The sequence below is a fragment of the Actinomadura gamaensis genome, assembly GCF_042652125.1.
GTDB classification, from domain to species: Bacteria; Actinomycetota; Actinomycetes; order Streptosporangiales; family Streptosporangiaceae; genus Spirillospora; species Spirillospora gamaensis.
The window spans coordinates 501,708-517,457 of sequence record NZ_JBHSIT010000006.1 but is presented as its reverse complement, the minus strand read 5'-3'; the positions used below and the strand labels follow the sequence as shown (position 1 = coordinate 517,457).

At 73.7% G+C, this 15,750-nt stretch carries 18 protein-coding genes; 7 read left to right on the top strand and 11 right to left on the bottom strand.

The genetic code is table 11. From position 1 onward, the window contains the following. Window positions 1–53: 53 nt before the first annotated feature. On the top strand, window positions 54–791 hold the full coding sequence (locus ACFPCY_RS22815; protein WP_378258245.1) for a class I SAM-dependent methyltransferase: 738 nt from the start codon (window positions 54–56) through the stop codon (window positions 789–791). A gap of 15 nt (window positions 792–806) precedes the next feature. Here ACFPCY_RS22815 and ACFPCY_RS22810 read toward each other — a convergent pair whose 3' ends face one another. Genes ACFPCY_RS22810 through ACFPCY_RS22800 form a run of 3 tightly spaced genes read right to left on the bottom strand, consistent with a single transcriptional unit; the run spans window position 807 to window position 3,852 of the window. Beyond that, window positions 807–2,045, bottom strand: coding sequence for a class I SAM-dependent methyltransferase (locus ACFPCY_RS22810; protein ID WP_378258243.1), 1,239 nt, complete (start codon window positions 2,043–2,045; stop codon window positions 807–809). Between the two features lie 8 nt (window positions 2,046–2,053). Further along, window positions 2,054–2,827 (bottom strand): ABC transporter permease, encoded by a 774-nt coding sequence (locus ACFPCY_RS22805; protein ID WP_378258242.1) that lies wholly within the window; start codon window positions 2,825–2,827, stop codon window positions 2,054–2,056. Next, window positions 2,824–3,852 (bottom strand): ATP-binding cassette domain-containing protein, encoded by a 1,029-nt coding sequence (locus tag ACFPCY_RS22800; protein ID WP_378258240.1) that lies wholly within the window; start codon window positions 3,850–3,852, stop codon window positions 2,824–2,826. The genes ACFPCY_RS22805 and ACFPCY_RS22800 overlap by 4 nt, the downstream gene beginning before the upstream one ends. Before the next feature lie 209 nt (window positions 3,853–4,061). On the opposite strand from ACFPCY_RS22800, the gene ACFPCY_RS22795 reads away from it, so the two are divergent. After that, entirely contained in the window at window positions 4,062–5,249 is a 1,188-nt protein-coding gene (locus ACFPCY_RS22795; protein ID WP_378258239.1) for a nucleotide disphospho-sugar-binding domain-containing protein, read from the top strand. A gap of 64 nt (window positions 5,250–5,313) precedes the next feature. Here ACFPCY_RS22795 and ACFPCY_RS22790 read toward each other — a convergent pair whose 3' ends face one another. The 4 genes from ACFPCY_RS22790 to ACFPCY_RS22775 are packed head-to-tail and all read right to left on the bottom strand — an operon-like array spanning window position 5,314 to window position 8,259. After that, window positions 5,314–5,793, bottom strand: a complete 480-nt coding sequence (locus tag ACFPCY_RS22790) for a MarR family winged helix-turn-helix transcriptional regulator (RefSeq protein WP_378258237.1) — start codon at window positions 5,791–5,793, stop codon at window positions 5,314–5,316. Window positions 5,794–5,831: 38 nt separating this feature from the next. Beyond that, window positions 5,832–6,245 (bottom strand): ester cyclase, encoded by a 414-nt coding sequence (locus ACFPCY_RS22785; protein ID WP_378258235.1) that lies wholly within the window; start codon window positions 6,243–6,245, stop codon window positions 5,832–5,834. 28 nt (window positions 6,246–6,273) lie between these two features. After that, the gene (locus ACFPCY_RS22780) at window positions 6,274–7,377 is read right to left on the bottom strand and encodes a cobalamin-independent methionine synthase II family protein (RefSeq protein ID WP_378258233.1); all 1,104 of its coding nucleotides are present in this window, start codon (window positions 7,375–7,377) and stop codon (window positions 6,274–6,276) included. Between the two features lie 21 nt (window positions 7,378–7,398). Next, window positions 7,399–8,259, bottom strand: a complete 861-nt coding sequence (locus ACFPCY_RS22775) for a class I SAM-dependent methyltransferase (RefSeq protein WP_378258231.1) — start codon at window positions 8,257–8,259, stop codon at window positions 7,399–7,401. Between the two features lie 183 nt (window positions 8,260–8,442). Between ACFPCY_RS22775 and ACFPCY_RS22770 the strand changes: the two genes are divergently transcribed. The 3 genes from ACFPCY_RS22770 to ACFPCY_RS22760 are packed head-to-tail and all read left to right on the top strand — an operon-like array spanning window position 8,443 to window position 11,242. Next, window positions 8,443–9,714 carry a beta-ketoacyl-[acyl-carrier-protein] synthase family protein gene (locus ACFPCY_RS22770; protein WP_378258229.1) on the top strand — a complete coding sequence of 424 codons (1,272 nt, stop codon included), beginning with the start codon at window positions 8,443–8,445 and terminating at the stop codon, window positions 9,712–9,714. Further along, window positions 9,711–10,955, top strand: a complete 1,245-nt coding sequence (locus tag ACFPCY_RS22765) for a ketosynthase chain-length factor (RefSeq protein ID WP_378258227.1) — start codon at window positions 9,711–9,713, stop codon at window positions 10,953–10,955. Before ACFPCY_RS22770 ends, ACFPCY_RS22765 begins: the two co-directional genes overlap by 4 nt. Continuing rightward, entirely contained in the window at window positions 10,952–11,242 is a 291-nt protein-coding gene (locus ACFPCY_RS22760; protein WP_378258225.1) for an antibiotic biosynthesis monooxygenase family protein, read from the top strand. Before ACFPCY_RS22765 ends, ACFPCY_RS22760 begins: the two co-directional genes overlap by 4 nt. Window positions 11,243–11,303: 61 nt before the next feature. Here the strand turns inward: ACFPCY_RS22760 and ACFPCY_RS22755 are convergent, their stop codons facing one another. Then, a complete protein-coding gene (locus ACFPCY_RS22755; RefSeq protein ID WP_378258223.1) occupies window positions 11,304–12,239 on the bottom strand; it encodes an aromatase/cyclase in 936 nt (311 codons plus the stop codon). A 135-nt stretch (window positions 12,240–12,374) separates the two neighbouring features. On the opposite strand from ACFPCY_RS22755, the gene ACFPCY_RS22750 reads away from it, so the two are divergent. Together ACFPCY_RS22750 and ACFPCY_RS22745 are read left to right on the top strand one after the other, a co-directional pair. Continuing rightward, window positions 12,375–12,788 carry a nuclear transport factor 2 family protein gene (locus tag ACFPCY_RS22750; RefSeq protein WP_378258222.1) on the top strand — a complete coding sequence of 138 codons (414 nt, stop codon included), beginning with the start codon at window positions 12,375–12,377 and terminating at the stop codon, window positions 12,786–12,788. A 1-nt stretch (window position 12,789) separates the two neighbouring features. Next, complete coding sequence (locus ACFPCY_RS22745; RefSeq protein ID WP_378258220.1) at window positions 12,790–13,569, top strand: SDR family NAD(P)-dependent oxidoreductase; 780 nt, start codon at window positions 12,790–12,792, stop codon at window positions 13,567–13,569. A gap of 7 nt (window positions 13,570–13,576) precedes the next feature. Here ACFPCY_RS22745 and ACFPCY_RS22740 read toward each other — a convergent pair whose 3' ends face one another. From ACFPCY_RS22740 to ACFPCY_RS22730, 3 genes are all read right to left on the bottom strand, one after another. Further along, window positions 13,577–13,729, bottom strand: a complete 153-nt coding sequence (locus tag ACFPCY_RS22740; RefSeq protein WP_378258450.1) for a hypothetical protein — start codon at window positions 13,727–13,729, stop codon at window positions 13,577–13,579. 50 nt (window positions 13,730–13,779) lie between these two features. Beyond that, a complete protein-coding gene (locus ACFPCY_RS22735; protein WP_378258448.1) occupies window positions 13,780–15,324 on the bottom strand; it encodes an acyl-CoA carboxylase subunit beta in 1,545 nt (514 codons plus the stop codon). A 165-nt stretch (window positions 15,325–15,489) separates the two neighbouring features. Beyond that, the gene (locus ACFPCY_RS22730; RefSeq protein WP_378258218.1) at window positions 15,490–15,750 is read right to left on the bottom strand and encodes an acyl carrier protein; all 261 of its coding nucleotides are present in this window, start codon (window positions 15,748–15,750) and stop codon (window positions 15,490–15,492) included.

The window sequence follows — 15,750 nt, the reverse complement described above, 5'->3', positions numbered from 1 at the left end:
ATCCCGCCTGGCGAGAGTGTGCTCGACCAGCCGGAACGTACGAAGGGGTCGCGATGTTGGCCGAGGCGATGGCATGGACCGGGCAGCGGCTGCTGCGCGACGTCCCGCCCGACGGGAACGCCTACTGGGCGAGCCGTTTCTGGGACCGCGACGCCGCCGAACGGCATCCCGGACTGGCCGCCGAGTTCGACCGTCAGAAGTCGACGATCAGCGAGTACCTCACCCGGTACGCGCGCGACGCGGAGACCGATCTGGAATTCGCCTGCGGCACCGGTGAGTTCACCCGGCTCGCCGCCGAACTGACCGGTGTCTCGAGCATCACCGCGCTCGACATCTCCGAGCAGGGCCTCGCCCGGACGCGGCGACGGGTCGCGCACGACGACCTCACCCTGATCCAGGGCGACTTCTGGGACGACCACGGCCTGCCCCCGTCGGACCTGGTGGTGTGCGTGGACGCGATCCACCACCTCGGCGACGTCGGGGCCGTGCTGCGGAGGCTGCGCTCGTTCGTCCGGCCCGGCGGCGTGCTCATCGGCAACGTGCTGATCAGGGACCGGTTCCACGAGTTCGAGCGGCGCCGGTACGGCACCGTGGGGCATCTCGACCGCACCGCCCGGTTCCTCGCGACCGCGATCCTGGTCAGGGCGTCGGGCGGGCGGCTGAACTCCGGCGCCTACCGGACGCAGCTGCGCGGCAGCGAGGACGTTCGGCGAATCCTCGACGAGGTCTTCCCCGAGGTCCTGGACGTGTCGGTGGACCCCTACTTCATGGCGTTCGCCTGCCGCGGGTGAGCCGCCGGACGCGGGTCAGGGCGCGCCGACCACGTCCATCACGGGCAGCGGGAAGACCAGCCGGCCACCGCCGCGCAGGTAGTCCCGCTCCCGCTCCAGGTACCCGGGCCGGTGGATCCACGGCAGGACGAGCAGCTGGTCGGGCCGCATGTCCTTGGCCGCCTGCTCGGTCACGATGGGGATGCCGGTCCCCGGCGTGCGGCAGCCCGCCTTGTCCGGGTTCACCTCGCCGATGCACGGCAGGTCGCCGGCGTCCACGCCGCAGTACTGGAGGATCACGTTCCCCTTGGTGGACGCGCCGTACCCCAGGGTGAGCAGGCCCGACCGCCGCGAGGTGTCGAGGAACTCCCGAAGCTGGTCGCGCCGTTCGGCCGCCCGCTTCGCGAAGGCCTCGTACGGCGCGGTCGTGTCCAGGCCCATGGCCGCCTCCGCCGCCCGGATCCGGTTCAGGCCCGCCTCGTCCCGCCGGTGCGCGGAACCGGCGTGCGCGAGGACCGCGCACAGGCTGCCCCCGTAGACCGGGTTGAGCTCGGCCTCGACGACCGTCAGCCCCGCCCGCTCGGCCATCCACTCGATCTGCCGCAGCGTGTAGTACTCCAGGTGCTCGTGGCAGACGACGTCGTAGGCGGTGGTCTCCAGCGCGGCGGGCAGGTAACTCTGCTCCAGCATCCAGACGCCCTCGGGGGCGAGGACATCGCGCACGTCCCGCATGAACGCCATCGGGTCGGGCAGGTCGTAGAACATCGCGATGGAGGTCACCGCCGCCGCCCGCCGCGTCCCGAACCGGGCCGTGAACGCCTCGGCCGTGAAGAAGTCGGGGATCAGCTCGGCGCCGCGCGGGTAGCCGTCGGCGAAGCGTTCGCCGACCGGGTCGGCGCCGACCAGCAGGGGTCCCTCGGGGTAGGCGCGGAGCAGCGTGCCATCGTTGCTCCCGATGTCGAGCACCAGGTCGCCGGGGCCCGGCGCGACGTGCCGGAGCAGCGCCCGGACCTTTCCCGCCAGGTGGTCCACCATGAACGGCCGGATCCCGGAGCGGTAGCCGTAGCCGTCGTGGTACATCCACGCAAGGTCGGCGGTGTGCAGGAGCTGGACCAGGCCGCATCCGGAGGGCGAGCACATCACCAGTTCCAGCGGCACCTCCGGGACGGGCGTCGCCGGGGTCCTCGGGAAGACCCCGGTGAGCGCCTGCGTCCCCAGGTCCAGCAGCGGCAGCAGTTCGCGGTTGCCGCAGACGCGGCAGGCCTCTGTCTTCATCGGTCCTCCTAGACCGAGCGGCGATAGGCGCCGAAGGCGGCGTTGCCGAGTAGCGTCGCCAGTACGGCGAAGGCGACGGTGAGTCCGAGGTGAAGGAACACCCTCCCCCAGTCGGGGGCGCCCATCAACGCCTCCCGGCCCGCCGTGACCGCCCAGTTCACCGGGTTCACGTGAGCGATGTCCCGGATCCAGGGCGGCACGAGGCTGAGCTTCATGAAGGCCGCGGACAGGTAGGTCAGCGGCATCAGCAGCAGCTGCACGACCCCGATGACCGACTCCCGGCGGCGGGTGGTGAGGGCGACGGCGTTGGACAGCCCGGCGATGGCGATCCCGAGCGCGACCGCCGCGACGAGCAGGACCAGCGCCCCGAGCGGTCCGCCCTCGTACCGGGCGCCCAGTGCGAGGCCGAGCAGCAGGACGATCGTGCACTGCACGAACACCACCGCCGCCTGCTCCACCAGCAGCCCGCCGAGGATCGCGCCGCGCCGGATGGGCGAGACCAGCATCCGGTCGACGACGCCGGATTCCAGGTCGGCCAGCACCGTCATGCCGCACAGGCCCGCCGAGAACATGGCGGTCATCACCACGATCGCGGGGGTGAGGAAGCCGATGTAGGAGCCGCCGAAGCCGGGGATGTCGACGATCCGGCGGAACAGCGCGCCGAAGAGCACCAGCCAGATGACGGGCTGCAGCAGCGCGCTGAGCACCCAGACCGGCTGGCGGACGACGGACTGCCCGTAGCGCTGCGTGACATACCAGGTATGGGCGAGCGCGGTCGTCATCGCGCCTCCCCTTCGTCGAGGCCCGACCGGTCATAGACGTGGCCGACGTACTGGAGGTAGACGTCGTCCAGCGAGGGCCGGGAGACCGTCGCCGAGACGACCGGCACCCGGTACCCCTCCAGCACCGAGAGGATCGCGGGCAGCGCCGTCGCGCCGTGTTCGACCTGCGCCCTGAACCGGTCGCCGGCGGCGGTGAACGTCCGCACGGCGTCGAGCTGCTCCAGCTCGGCCGGGAGCAGCTCGGGCAGGGACTCGGTGCCGAGCTCGATCTGGACGGTGTCGCCCTGCAGCCCGGCCTTCAGTTCCTCCGGGGCGCCCTCCACCACCAGCCGGCCGCGGTCGATGAGCGCGAGCCGGTCGGCGAGCCGGTCGGCCTCCTCCAGGTAGTGGGTGGTCAGCAGCACCGTCAGCGCGTCCTGTTCGGACAGGGCCTGGATCTCCCGCCACAGGTCGGCCCGGGCCTCGGGGTCGAGCCCGGTCGTCGGCTCGTCCAGGAACAGCACCCGGGGCCGGTGGACGAGGCCGATCGCGATGTCCAGCTTGCGGCGCATCCCGCCGGAGTAGGTGCGCGCGGGCCGGTTCGCGGCGTCGGTCAGGCGGAACCGCTCCAGCAGCTCGGCGGTGCGGACACTGGTCCGTTTCGCGCCGAGGCCGTGCACGCGGCCCTGCAGCCGCAGGTTCTCGACGGCCGTCGCGGCGCCGTCCACGCCGGAGCGCTGCCCCACGACGCCGATCATCCGCCGGACCTCGCCGGGCTCGCGGAGCACGTCGAAACCGGCGATGAAGGCGTCGCCGGCGGTCGGCCGGCTCAGCGTGGTGAGGATCTTCACCGTGGTCGACTTGCCCGCGCCGTTCGGGCCGAGCAGCGCGAAGATCGAGCCGGCCGCGACGGTGAAGCCGAAGCCGTCCAGCGCCCTGACCCCGCCCTTATAGATCTTCACCAGCCCGTCCGCGGCGATGGCCGCGCCGCCGGCCCTCTGCCGGGCCGCGGCGCCCTGGCCGAGGAGCGTCCGCCCGCCGGTCACGGCCGTTCTCCGTCCGGGCGCCGAGGGGTGGCCGTTCTCATGTGGGAGCTCATGGCTGAGCGCTCCTCGCGATGGGGGATGGAATGACAGACAGGCTGTCATCTTATCGGCTCTCTGGCAACTTGACAGACGCTCTGCTAAAGGCGCCTTCGAGTGCCCCTTGAGACTCCCTGCGGAGACTCCGAGCGTCACCGAACCGAGGGAGAACCGTGAACGCAACCGGTCTGGACCTGCCCGCGGGCGGCCGCGCCCTGCGCATCCTGGTCACCACGGCGCCCGGCGCCGGACACCTGTTCCCGATGGTGCCGCTGGCCTGGGCGCTGCGGGCGGCGGGCCACGAGGTGCTGGTCGCGACGCCCGACTCCTTCGTCGGCGAGGTGCTCGCCACCGGGCTGCCCGCGATCGCCAGCAGCGGGCCCGTCCGCATGGGCGAGATGATGTCGCCGGACCGGACCCGGCCCCCGGTCCGGCACCGGGGGCCGGGTCCGGAGCACGTCGGGCGCGGCTTCGCCCGGCTGGCGGCGGTCACCCTGCCGGGCACCGAGGAGCTCGTGGACGGCTGGCGGCCCGACCTGGTGATCAGCGAGACCAGTGAGTACGCCGGGCCGCTGGCGGCGGCGGCGCGCGGGATCCCGGTCGTCCGGCACGGCTGGGGGCTCGCGATCACCCCCGAGGCGGACGGCTTCGCCGCCGACCAGCTCGCCGGCGAACTGGCGCGTCTCGGGCTCTCCGGCCTCCCCCGGCCCGTCGGGGAGATCGACGTCTGGCCGGCGAGCCTGCAACTGCCGGCCTGCACCGCCACGGACCGCGTGCGCTACGTGCCCTACAACGGTGCGCGGACGACGTCGGCACGGCTGCTACGCCGCGGGACGCGGCGCCGGATCTGCCTGACGCTCGGCACGACGGTGCCCCGGGTGCACGGCCCGGACCTGCTGCTCGACCTGCAGCGCGCGCTCGCGGGCCGGGACGTGGAGCTGGTCATCGCGATCTCCGACGACCTGGCGGCCCGGCTGGACCCGCCGGGCGGCAACACGCTCGCGGTGTCCTGGCAGCCGCTCGCCCTCGTGCTGCCGCACTGCGACCTGCTCGTCCACCAGGGCGGCGCCGGAACGACGCTGACCGCGCTGGCCGGGGGCCTGGCCCAGGTGATCCTGCCGCACATGGGAGACCAGTTCGACAACGCCGACCGGGTCGCGGGCTCCGGCGCGGCGATCCGCGTCCCGCGCGCCGAGGTCTCGGCCGAAACGGTCATGGCGGCGATGGACGCCGTTCTCGACGATCCGGGCTTCACCGCCCGCGCCCGCGCCCTGCGGGACGAGATGCGGCGGGAGGCGTCCCCGATGGCGCTGGTCCCCCGGATCGAGCGGCTGGCGCGGCGCGCCCTCGCCGACCGGTAGCCACCGGACGCCGGCCGGGCGTCGTCATCCCCGGCCGGGCGTCGTCATCCCCGGCCGGGCGTCGTCATCCGGTGAGGTCGGGCTCACCGGCGGCGCGCCGGACGGCCTCGAACCGCTCGGCGCGGAACCGGATGCGCCGCAGGCTCACCAGCAGCTCGGCGCGGGCGGCGGGCGGCAGCTCGTCCATCAGCTCACCCTCGACCCGCGCCGAGAGCCGCCAGGCCTCGGCGATCAACTCCTGGCCGTGCCCGGTCAGGAACAGCTGCATGACCCGGCCGTGCACGGGGTGCGGCGACCGGTAGACCATGCCGAGCTGTTCGAGCCGGGCCACGGCGTGCGCGGAGCTCTGCGGCTTGACCCGGGCCCGCCGGGCGAGGTCGGCGGCCGACAGGCCCGGCTCCATCGCGATGAACGTCAACGCCCCGAACAGGGTCATCGACAGCCCGAGCGAGGAGAGCTGCGTGTCGAGCGCCCGTTCGACCGCGTGCTGCGTCTCCCAGAGCGCCCGGGAAATGAGCGACTCCGGCGGCTCGGTCTCCTCCACAAGCAGAGGCTAGCAAGCCGACCGGGGCGAACGCGCGATCATGCCGCCTTCGGGAAGCCCAGCTGGCGCAGGACGCCCAGATCGTCGCGCCAGTCCCGGTGGTACTCCACCTTGCCGTCCACGATCCTGCACAGGTGGAGCTGCTCGGCGTAGAAGGCGCGACCGGTCGGGGGGAAGCCGACCAGGTCGCCGGTGTGCCGGCCGCTCATCACCACCCGGACGAACAGCACCGGGCCGTTGTCGATCACCTCCAGCTCCTCGAAGTGCAGCTCGGAGAAGGCGTTGTGCAGCCAGGCGACGCAGTCGGCGAAGTGGTCGGGCCCGCGGGTGTCGGTCCGCTCCAGCGCGTCGGGGTTGAAGTAGCCGGGGTGGATGTAGTCGGCGGCGTCGTCGATCTTGCCGGTCTTGTAGCCCTCGAACATGCGGCGCACGGAGGTCAGGCCATCGGTCATCGGACGGTTCCCTTCGGGTCGGTGCGGCTCAGCCGCGGGTCCAGTAGTGGGCGCTCGCGAGCCTCGCCCCCTCGGCGACGACCGCGAGCTTGGCCCAGGCGATCCGGGCGTCGATCAGCTCCACGGCGGCGAAGGTCGCGAAGCCGCAGTCGGTCCCGGCGATGACCCGCTCGGGGCCGACCGCGTCGGCGTACCGCCGGATGCGCTGCGAGACGAGCTCGGGATGCTCGATGTAGTTGGTGGTGGTGTCCACGACACCGGGGATGAGGATCTTGTCGTCGGGCAGCGCGACGCGGGTGAAGATCTCCCACTCGTGCTCGTGCCGGGGGTTGGCCGCCTCGACGCACAGCGCGGTCGGCCGGGCCATCAGCACCAGGTCGACGATGTCGGCGAACGGGATGTCGTGGTGGTGCGGCCCCTCGAAGTTGCCCCAGCACACGTGCATCCGCAGCCGGTCGGCCGGGACGTCGCGGGTGGCGTGGTCGATCAGCTCGATCCGGCGGGCGACCCGGTCCCGGAACTCCTGCAGCGTCGTGCCGGGCGGGCTCTGCTCCCAGCCCGCGGCCAGGTCGGGGCAGTCGAGCTGGAGGATGAAGCCCGCCGCCGAGATCGCGTCGTACTCCTCCTTCATCGCGTCGGCCACCGCCTCCAGGTACTCGTCCTCGGACGGGTAGTACCGGTTCGGCATGAACATCCCGATCACGCCGGGCGAGGCGGCCGTCACGAAGACCCCGGCCGGGTCGCGGCCGGCCGTCGCCTCCTTCAGCGCGGCCAGGTCGCGGTCGAGCACGGCCCGTCCCGCGTAGGCCACCGGGCCGTCGCAGGACGGCTGGGCGAGCGTGCGGGCCAGCTCCGGGTCGCTGAACCGGCGGCGGGCGTACTCGGGGAACTCCTCGACGGCGCGCCGGGTCCGGCGCAGCGGCGGACCGCCGAACCCGGTCAGCCGGCCGGTCACGTAGCCCACGTAGCTGGGCTTGGCCACCTCCCCGTCGTTGACCACGTCCAGGCCCGCGTCGAGCTGCGCCTGGACCATCTCGGCCATCGCCTTCGCGGGGTCCTCGTCCCCGGCCGGGACGGGGCGGGGCAGGCTGCCCACGTGGGTGGCCAGGAACCTGCCTCGGCTCGTCAACATCTCGACTCCTCCGCCGCTCGTTCAGTCCGACGTACGCTCGGCGAGCACGTACCGGACGGGCATGTCGACGCGGATGCGGCCGTCCGCGTCCCGGGCGGCCTCGACCGCCGCGACCATCCGGCCGGTCAGCTCGCGCGCCCGCCCGGGCGGCAGCCACTGCCAGAAGAGCCGCATCCCCTGCGTGTGCGACCAGGCCACGTAGTCGCGGCCGGACGCGATCTCCATCGGCGCGGCCTCGTCCACCACGCGGACCCGGCCGAACCCGGCCGCGCGGAGCGTCCGGGCGATGTCGGCCTCCTCGTACAGCCAGCCGCACATCCGGCGGGCGGCCTGCCTCGGCCGCCACTCCTCGGGGACGGCGGCCACGATGTCGTCGGTGAGGACGTCCTCGAGCGCCGGCGGCATGAACGGGACGACGTCCTCGGTGAACAGGGGGCTGCTGAACGCCAGCCGCCCGCCGGGGACCAGCAGCCGGGCGTAGCGCGGCAGGACCTCGGCCGCCGCCAGGAAGATGATGCTGAAGCTGCCGACGACCAGGTCGAACGCCCGCTCGTCGAACTCCGGATGCTCGGCGTCCATCAGCGCGGCCTCGACCTGCGCCAGCCCGCGCTCGGCGGCCTCCCTCCGGACGGCGTCGACCATCGCCGGGGCGATGTCGATGCCGACCGCCCGGCCGGACCCGCCGACGGCCTCGGCGGCCGGGAACAGGCACGCGCCCCGGCCGCAGCCGACGTCCAGGACCCGTTCGCCCTCGCGGGGCGCGGCCAGCGCGGCCAGCCGGCGTCCCATCGGGGTGAAGAACTCCACCCCCGCGCGGTCGTAGGTCGGCGCGGCCGAGTGGAAGGCCTCCGCCACCCTGCCCTTGTAGTCACTGGCGTCCACGGCCCCTCCTCGGCTCCTGGCGCCGACGCTAGGAGCCGGGGCTCAAGCCCGCCTGGAGTCCCGCAACAGGTAGCGGTTCTCGAGAGAACCTCGACCCGCCGCTCCGAGACTCGTGAGGTCCGCAGGAAGTCGTCCTCGGCGTGCCGGCGCCCGCCGCCGCCGGGTAAGGGGCTCTGAGAGTCGATGCCTGTCCCGTCCGATCGCCGCGTCGCCCTCACCGGGATGGGCGTGCGCGCGCCCGGCGGCGCGAACACCAAGTCGTTCTGGCGGCTGATGACCTCCGGCACGACCGCCACGCGCACGATCACCCTCTTCGACGCCTCGGCCTTCCGGTCCCGGATCGCCGCCGAGTGCGACTTCGACCCGGTCGCCGAGGGGCTGAGCGCGCAGGAGATCCGCCGGATGGACCGGACCGCGCAGCTCGCCGTCGCCGCGACCCGCGAGGCCCTCGCCGACAGCGGCCTGAGCACGGCCGAACTCGACCCGGCACGCACCGGGGTCGCCCTCGGCAGCGCGATCGGCGCGACGATGACCCTCGACCGGGAGTACGCGGTCGCCAGCGACGGCGGCCGCAGGTGGCTGGTGGACCACGCGTACGCCGTCCCCCACCTGTTCGGCTCGTTCGTGCCGACCGCGCTGGCCGCCGAGGTCGCCTGGGCGGTCGGCGCGGAGGGGCCGACGGCACTGGTCTCCACCGGCTGCACGTCCGGGATCGAGTCGGTCGCGCACGCGGCCCGGCTGATCCGGGAGGGCTCGGCGGATGTGCTGGTGACCGGCGCGACCGACGCGCCCATCTCCCCGATCACGGTGGCCTGCTTCGACGCGATCAAGGCCACCTCTCCGCGCAACGACGACCCCGCGACCGCCAGCCGCCCGTTCGACCTGACCCGCGACGGATTCGTGCTCGGCGAGGGCAGCGCCATGTTCGTGCTGGAGGAGCTCGGCCGGGCGCGGGCGCGCGGCGCGCACGTCTACGCCGAGATCACCGGCTGGGCGGTGCGGTCGAACGCCCACCACATGACCGGGCTGCGCGCGCAGGGCACCGAGATGGCGGAGGCGATCACCGCCGCGCTCGGCATGTCCGGCCTGCCGCCCGAGCGGATCGGCTACGTCAACGCGCACGGCTCGGGCACCAGGCAGAACGACCGGCACGAGACCGACGCGTTCAAGCGGAGCCTGGGCGAGCACGCCCGGCGGGTGCCGATCAGCTCGATCAAGTCGATGGTCGGGCACTCGCTCGGCGCGATCGGCTCCATCGAGATCGCCGCCTGCGCGCTGGCGCTGGAGTACGGCGTGGTGCCGCCGACCGCGAACCTGCACGAGCCGGACCCCACCTGCGACCTGGACTACGTGCCGCTGACCGCGCGCGAGGTGGACGCGGACGCCGTGCTGACGGTGGGCAGCGGCTTCGGCGGCTTCCAGAGCGCGATGGTGCTCGCGAAGGCGGACTCGTGACGGCGGCGCGGGCGGTGGTCACCGGCCTCGGCGTCGCCGCGCCCGGCGGTCTCGGCACCGGCCCCTACTGGAGGGCGACGCTGGACGGCGCGACCGCGATCGGCCGGATCACCCGCTTCGACCCGTCCGGCTACCCGGCGACGCTGGCGGGCGAGGTCCCGCCATTCGACCCCGGCGAGCATCTGCCGAGCCGGCTCGTCCCGCAGACCGACACCGTGACCCGGCTCGCGCTGATGGCCGCCGGGTGGGCGATCGACGACGCGGGCCTCGACCTCGCCGCGCTGCCGGACTCCGGCGTCGGCGTGGTCACGGCCAGCACGTCCGGCGGCTACGAGTTCAGCCAGCGGGAGCTGCAGAAGCTGTGGGGCGGAGAGGGCAAGGTGAGCGCCTACCTGTCGTTCGCCTGGTTCTACGCCGTCAACACCGGCCAGATCTCCATCCGGCACAACCTGCGCGGCCCGAGCGGGGTGCTGGTCAACGGCCAGGCGGGCGGGCTGGACGCGCTGGCGCACGCCCGGCGGTACGTCCGCGACGGGCTGCCGGCCGTGGTGTCGGGCGGCATGGAGAGCGCGCTGTGCCCGTGGGGCTGGGTCGGGCACCTCTCCCACCGGGACATCAGCCGCGGCACGGACCCGGCCCGGTCCTACCTGCCGTTCGACGCCTCGGCGAGCGGGTTCGTGCCCGGCGAGGGCGGCGCCATCCTGATCGTGGAGGACGCCGCGGCGGCGCGCGGGCGCGGGGCCGAGCCGTACGGCGAGATCGCCGGCTACGGCTCGACGTTCGACCCGCCGCCCGCCTCCGGGCGCGGTCCGAACCTGGAGCGGGCGATCCGGCTCGCGCTGGACGACGCCGCGCTGGCGCCGGGCGACATCGACGTGGTGTTCGCGGACGCGGCGGGCGTCGCGGCGCAGGACCGCGCCGAGGCCGCCGCGCTGGCCGCCGTGTTCGGCCCGCACGGGGTGCCGGTCACCGCGCCGAAGACCATGACGGGCCGCCTGTACGCCGGGGGCGCGGCGGTCGACGTCGCCGCGGCGCTGCTGGCGATGCGCGACGGCGTCGTGCCCGCGACGGTCAATGTGACCGATCCGGTGCCCGGGTACCGGCTCGACCTGGTCCTCGGCGAGCCCCGGAGGATGCCGGTGCGCACCGCCCTGGTGGTCGCGCGGGGCTTCGACGGTTTCAACTCGGCACTGATCCTGGCCGCGCCCGGTGCGGCCGGGCGGGAGGGAGCGGGCCAGTGATCGTCTTCGTGAACACCTTCGTGGTCGCGGGCACGGCGGAGGAGTTCGAGCGGGTCTTCACCGAGACCTCGGACTTCCTGTGCGGGCAGCCGGGGTTCCTCTCGCACCGGCTGGTCCGCTCCACCAGCGAACCGTCCCGGTACGTGAACGTGGCCACGTGGAAGGACGAGGCCGCGCTGCGGGCGGCGACGCGGCAGCCCGGTTTCGCCGACCACGCGCGGCGGCTGCGGGCGCTGGCGACCTCGGACCCGCACTTCTACGAGCCCGTCATGGAACGCGGCTTCTGAGCCCCCGCGGTGGAGCGGCGGCCGCCTGCCGGGCGGCCGCCGCTCTGGCGTTTCGGGCGTTCTAGCCGTTGTCGGCGTTCTCGGCGAACTCCTTGGCGAGCGCGAGCGTAGCCCGGCTGTTGCCGCCGATCGCCGCCCGGACGGCCTCCCGCGCCGAGGCGGGCGTGTCGCCCGTGCCGGGGACGGCGCCGATCATGTCCTCGTCCAGCGACACCGTGTGCCTGGACCGCACCAGGACGCCGCCGCCGGACTTCTCCAGCACCCACTCGCCGGTGTGCCCCGCGATCAGCTTCGGGGTGACGAGCTGCTTGTAGACGATCCGCTCGCCCGGGAAGCACACCCGGACCGACTCGGTGAGATGCGTCGAGCCGTCCTTGCCCCTGGTGCGCATCGCGAGCCTCTGGACACCGTCCGGCGTCTCCTCGAAGTCCATCCGGGCGACGTGCGGAAGGCGCTCCTCCCACCTGCCCGCGTCGTGCAGGAAGGCGTAGACGGTGTCCGGCGCGGCGTCGATCCGGATCTCGTCCTCGAAGGAGAACAGCAGGTCGTCGAGGCGGTCCCAGCTCTCGGCGATCCGCTTGAGGTTGCCGAGCTCCTGACGGCTGTTGCCGTCGGTGGCGCTCCTGATCCACGCGACGCCCGCAGGCTCGCCGTCCACGGCCTCGAACTCGTGCTCCAGCACCAGGCGCACGCCGCCGCCGTCGCGGTCGCGGACCGTCCAGAGCCCGCTCATCGACCGGACGGGCGGCGCGGACACCTCCTGGTGGAACTCCACGGTGCGGCGGACGGGATCGACGGTCCGGAGCGAGGTCCAGGTGCGCACCTCGCCGTTGCCCGTGGCCCAGATCCGGATCCGCTCCCGGCCCTCGCCCAGCCCGGTGCGCTCGACGTGCACGGTCGGCGCGAAGAAACGGGGCCAGCGGACCGGATCGGCGATGACACCGAAGACGACGCCGGCCGGGGCGTCGATGTCGATCTCGTTCCGGGTGCGGTGCATGGCTGTCGCCCTTCCTCGCGCGTGCGGCTTCGGCCCTCAGCGTCGTCGGCCGGGCTCGACGCCGGGCCGAGGAACGCTCGAGCGGGCGGGGCGACGCTGGGGTTCCAGCCGAACCGAGGCGATCCGGAGGTCCCGGTGTACCAGCAGATCCAGCACTTCTACGCCCGGCAGCTGCGGCTGCTCGACGAGGGCAGGACCGCCGAGTGGGCGGCCACCTTCGAACCCGGCGGGGTGTTCGACGCCGACGGCCTGCCGGAGCCGGTGCGCGGCCGGGAGGCGATCGAGTCGGCGTCGCGCGCGGCGGCCGAGAAGCTGGCGGCGGACGGCATCAGGCGGCGGCACTGGCTCGGCATGCTCGAGGTCGGCGAGCGGCCCGACGGCACGCTGCTCGCGCGGACCTACGCGCTCATCATCTCCACCCCGCGCGGCGGCCCGGCCGGGCTGCACATGAGCACCACCTGCGACGACGTGCTGGTCCGCGACGGCGCGGACCTGCTCGTCCGGCATCGCCGGGTGCGGCGGGACGACCTGGACGGACGGGAGGACTGACATGGCCGGGAACCGGACCGCGCTGGTCACCGGCGCGACGGCGGGCATCGGGCTGGCGGTCGCGCGGGCCCTCGCCGAGCAGGGCATGCGCGTCTTCGTCTGCGCGCGCGACGCCGGCACGCTCACCGCCACCGTGGAGAAGCTGCGCGCCGAGGGCCTGGAGGTCGACGGGACGCCGTGCGACGTGCGGTCGCTGCCCGACATCCGGCGGTTCGTCGCCGCCGCCGTCGCCCGCTACGGCCCGGTCGACGTGCTGGTCAACAACGCCGGGCGCAGCGGCGGCGGCGTCACCGCCCAGATCGACGACGCGACCTGGGACGACGTCGTGGAGACCAACCTCAACAGCGTCTTCCGGGTCACCCGCGAGGTGCTGACGGCGGGCGGCATGGCCGACCGCCCGGCCGGCCGGATCATCAACATCGCCTCGACCGGCGGCAAGCAGGGCGTGGTGCTCGGCGCGCCGTACTCGGCGTCCAAGCACGGCGTCGTCGGGTTCACCAAGGCGCTGGGGCTGGAGCTGGCCAAGACGGGCGTCACCGTCAACGCCGTCTGCCCCGGCTACGTCGAGACGCCGATGGCCGAGCGGGTCCGCGCGGGCTACGCCGACATCTGGGGCGTCACGCCGGACGAGGTGCTCGACCAGTTCAACGCCAAGATCCCGCTCGGCCGGTACACCAGCCCGGAGGAGGTCGCGGGGCTCGTCTGCTACCTGGTGTCCGACCTGGCCGCGCCGATCACCGCCCAGGCGATCAACGTCTGCGGTGGCCTCGGCAACTACTGACGCCGCGTCACCGGGCGGGCCAGGACCCCGGGGCGAGGTACCCGTCGCCCTCCCAGTCCCCCCGCCCCCGCCGGATCCGCGGACCCGTCCGCGGGTCCGTCCGCGGGTCCGTCCGCGGGTCCGGCGGTTCGGTGGGGCGCACTGCGACCGCGCGCAGCACGACGATGACCGCCGCGAGTTCCTCCGGCGTCGGACGGCCGCGCACGACCCTCACTGCGGCTGGTTCCCGTGCTTGCGCATGGGCAGCGGACGGTGCTTGTGGCGCAGCATCGCCAGCGCCTCGATCAGCGCCGCCCTGGTCTCGGCGGGGTCGATCACGTCGTCCACCAGGCCGCGTTCGGCCGCGTAGTAGGGGTGCATCAGCTCCTCGCGGTACTCGGCGACGCGCAGCTCGCGGACCGCCTCCGGGTCGGCGGACGCCGCGATCTCGCGCCGGTGCACGACGTCCACGGCGGCCTCCGCGCCCATCACCGCGATCTCGTTGGTCGGCCAGGCGAGCGAGATGTCCGCGCCGACCGAGCGGGAGTCCATGACGATGTAGGCGCCACCGTAGGCCTTGCGCAGGATGAGCTGGACGCGCGGGACGGTCGCGTTGCAGTACGCGTACAGCAGCTTGGCCCCGTGCCGGATGATCCCCTGGTGCTCCTGCTCGACGCCCGGCAGGAACCCCGGCACGTCCACCAGCGTCACCAGCGGGACGTTGAAAGCGTCGCACCACTGCACGAACCGGGCGGCCTTCTCGGACGCCTCGATGTCCAGCGCGCCCGCGAGCCGGAGCGGCTGGTTCGCCACGACGCCGGTCACGTGCCCGTCGAGCCGGGCGAGCGCGCACACCACGTTCGGCGCCCAGTGCTCGTGCACCTCCAGGTAGTCGCCGTGGTCGACGACCTCCTCGAGCACCGCGCGGACGTCGTAGGAGCGGCCGGGCTCGGCGGGCACCAGGTCCAGCAGCGCGGGCGTCCGCCGGTCCGCGGGGTCGTCGCCGTCCGCCACCGGGGCCGTCTCCCGGTTGTTGCCCGGCAGCATCGACAGCAGGTAGCGGACCTCCTCCAGGCAGGTCTCCTCGTCGTCGTGGACGAAGGACGCCACCCCGGACGAGCTCGCGTGCACGGCGGCCCCGCCGAGCGCGTCGTGCGTGATGACCTCGCCGGTCACCGCGCGGACCACGTCGGGCCCGGTGACGAACAGCTGCGCGATGTCGCGCACCATGAACACGAAGTCGGTGAGCGCGGGTGAGTAGGCCGCGCCGCCCGCGCACGGCCCGAGCATCACGCTGATCTGCGGGATGACGCCGGACGCCCGGACGTTGCGCTGGAAGATCCCGCCGTATCCGGCGAGCGCGGTCACGCCCTCCTGGATCCGCGCGCCCGCGCCGTCGCAGAGCCCGACGCAGGGCGCGCCCGCGGCCTCCGCCAGATCCATCACCTTGTGGATCTTCTCGGCGTGCGCCTCGCCCAGCGATCCCCCGAAGATCCGGAAGTCGTGCGCGTAGGCGAACACCCGGCGGCCGTGCACCCGCCCCCAGCCGGTGACCACCCCGTCGGTGGACGGCCGCCGCCCCTCGATCCCGAAGCCCCGGGCCCGGTGCCTGCGCAGCGCCTCGATCTCGGTGAAGGTGCCGGGGTCGAAGAGCAGGTCCAGGCGCTCGCGCACGGTCAGCTTGCCGCGCGACCGCTGCGCCTCGGTCGCCCGCGCGGACGGCCCCTCGCGGGCCCCGTGCTTCCGCTCCGCCAGCCCGGCGGCGCGCCCGCGCATGTCCGCCGCCGGCTGGGCGGCGGACCGTTCGTCGACGGTGCTCACTGGCGCACCATCCTCTTGTCGGTGGTCGTGAGGCCGCTGATGCGGCCGAGGTGCCGCCGGGTCACCGCCCCGCTGGCTCGACGCGTTGACGTCCCACATGGGTTCTGCGCGATCCGGCGGTCAGCGCGCCGCAGCGGCCATCCGGACGTTGACGAGGTCGACGAACGCGCGCGGGGTCAGCACGTCGGCCATGTCGTCCTCCGACAGCTCGACGCCGAACTCCCGCTCGACCGCGGCCGCGGTCTCCATCAGCGCCAGCGAGTCGTAGCCGAGCTCTTCGAACTCCAGGTCGAGGATGTCCCCGTCCAGGTCGATCGCGTCGTCCTCGCCCGCCGCCGCGCGCAGCGCGCGGACCAGGTCGGCCACCGTGAACCGTGCCAT

Bases quoted from the DNA above. Each gene is read 5' to 3' on its own strand.
- ACFPCY_RS22810 (WP_378258243.1), bottom strand. From the start codon at position 2,045: ATGAAGACAGAGGCCTGCCGCGTCTGCGGCAACCGCGAACTGCTGCCG.
- ACFPCY_RS22735 (WP_378258448.1), bottom strand. From the start codon at position 15,324: ATGCGCGGGCGCGCCGCCGGGCTGGCGGAGCGGAAGCACGGGGCCCGC.
- ACFPCY_RS22770 (WP_378258229.1), top strand. From the start codon at position 8,443: ATGCCTGTCCCGTCCGATCGCCGCGTCGCCCTCACCGGGATGGGCGTG.
- ACFPCY_RS22805 (WP_378258242.1), bottom strand. From the start codon at position 2,827: ATGACGACCGCGCTCGCCCATACCTGGTATGTCACGCAGCGCTACGGG.
- ACFPCY_RS22745 (WP_378258220.1), top strand. From the start codon at position 12,790: ATGGCCGGGAACCGGACCGCGCTGGTCACCGGCGCGACGGCGGGCATC.
- ACFPCY_RS22785 (WP_378258235.1), bottom strand. From the start codon at position 6,245: ATGACCGATGGCCTGACCTCCGTGCGCCGCATGTTCGAGGGCTACAAG.
- ACFPCY_RS22780 (WP_378258233.1), bottom strand. From the start codon at position 7,377: ATGTTGACGAGCCGAGGCAGGTTCCTGGCCACCCACGTGGGCAGCCTG.
- ACFPCY_RS22815 (WP_378258245.1), top strand. From the start codon at position 54: ATGTTGGCCGAGGCGATGGCATGGACCGGGCAGCGGCTGCTGCGCGAC.
- ACFPCY_RS22755 (WP_378258223.1), bottom strand. From the start codon at position 12,239: ATGCACCGCACCCGGAACGAGATCGACATCGACGCCCCGGCCGGCGTC.
- ACFPCY_RS22730 (WP_378258218.1), bottom strand. From the start codon at position 15,750: ATGGCACGGTTCACGGTGGCCGACCTGGTCCGCGCGCTGCGCGCGGCG.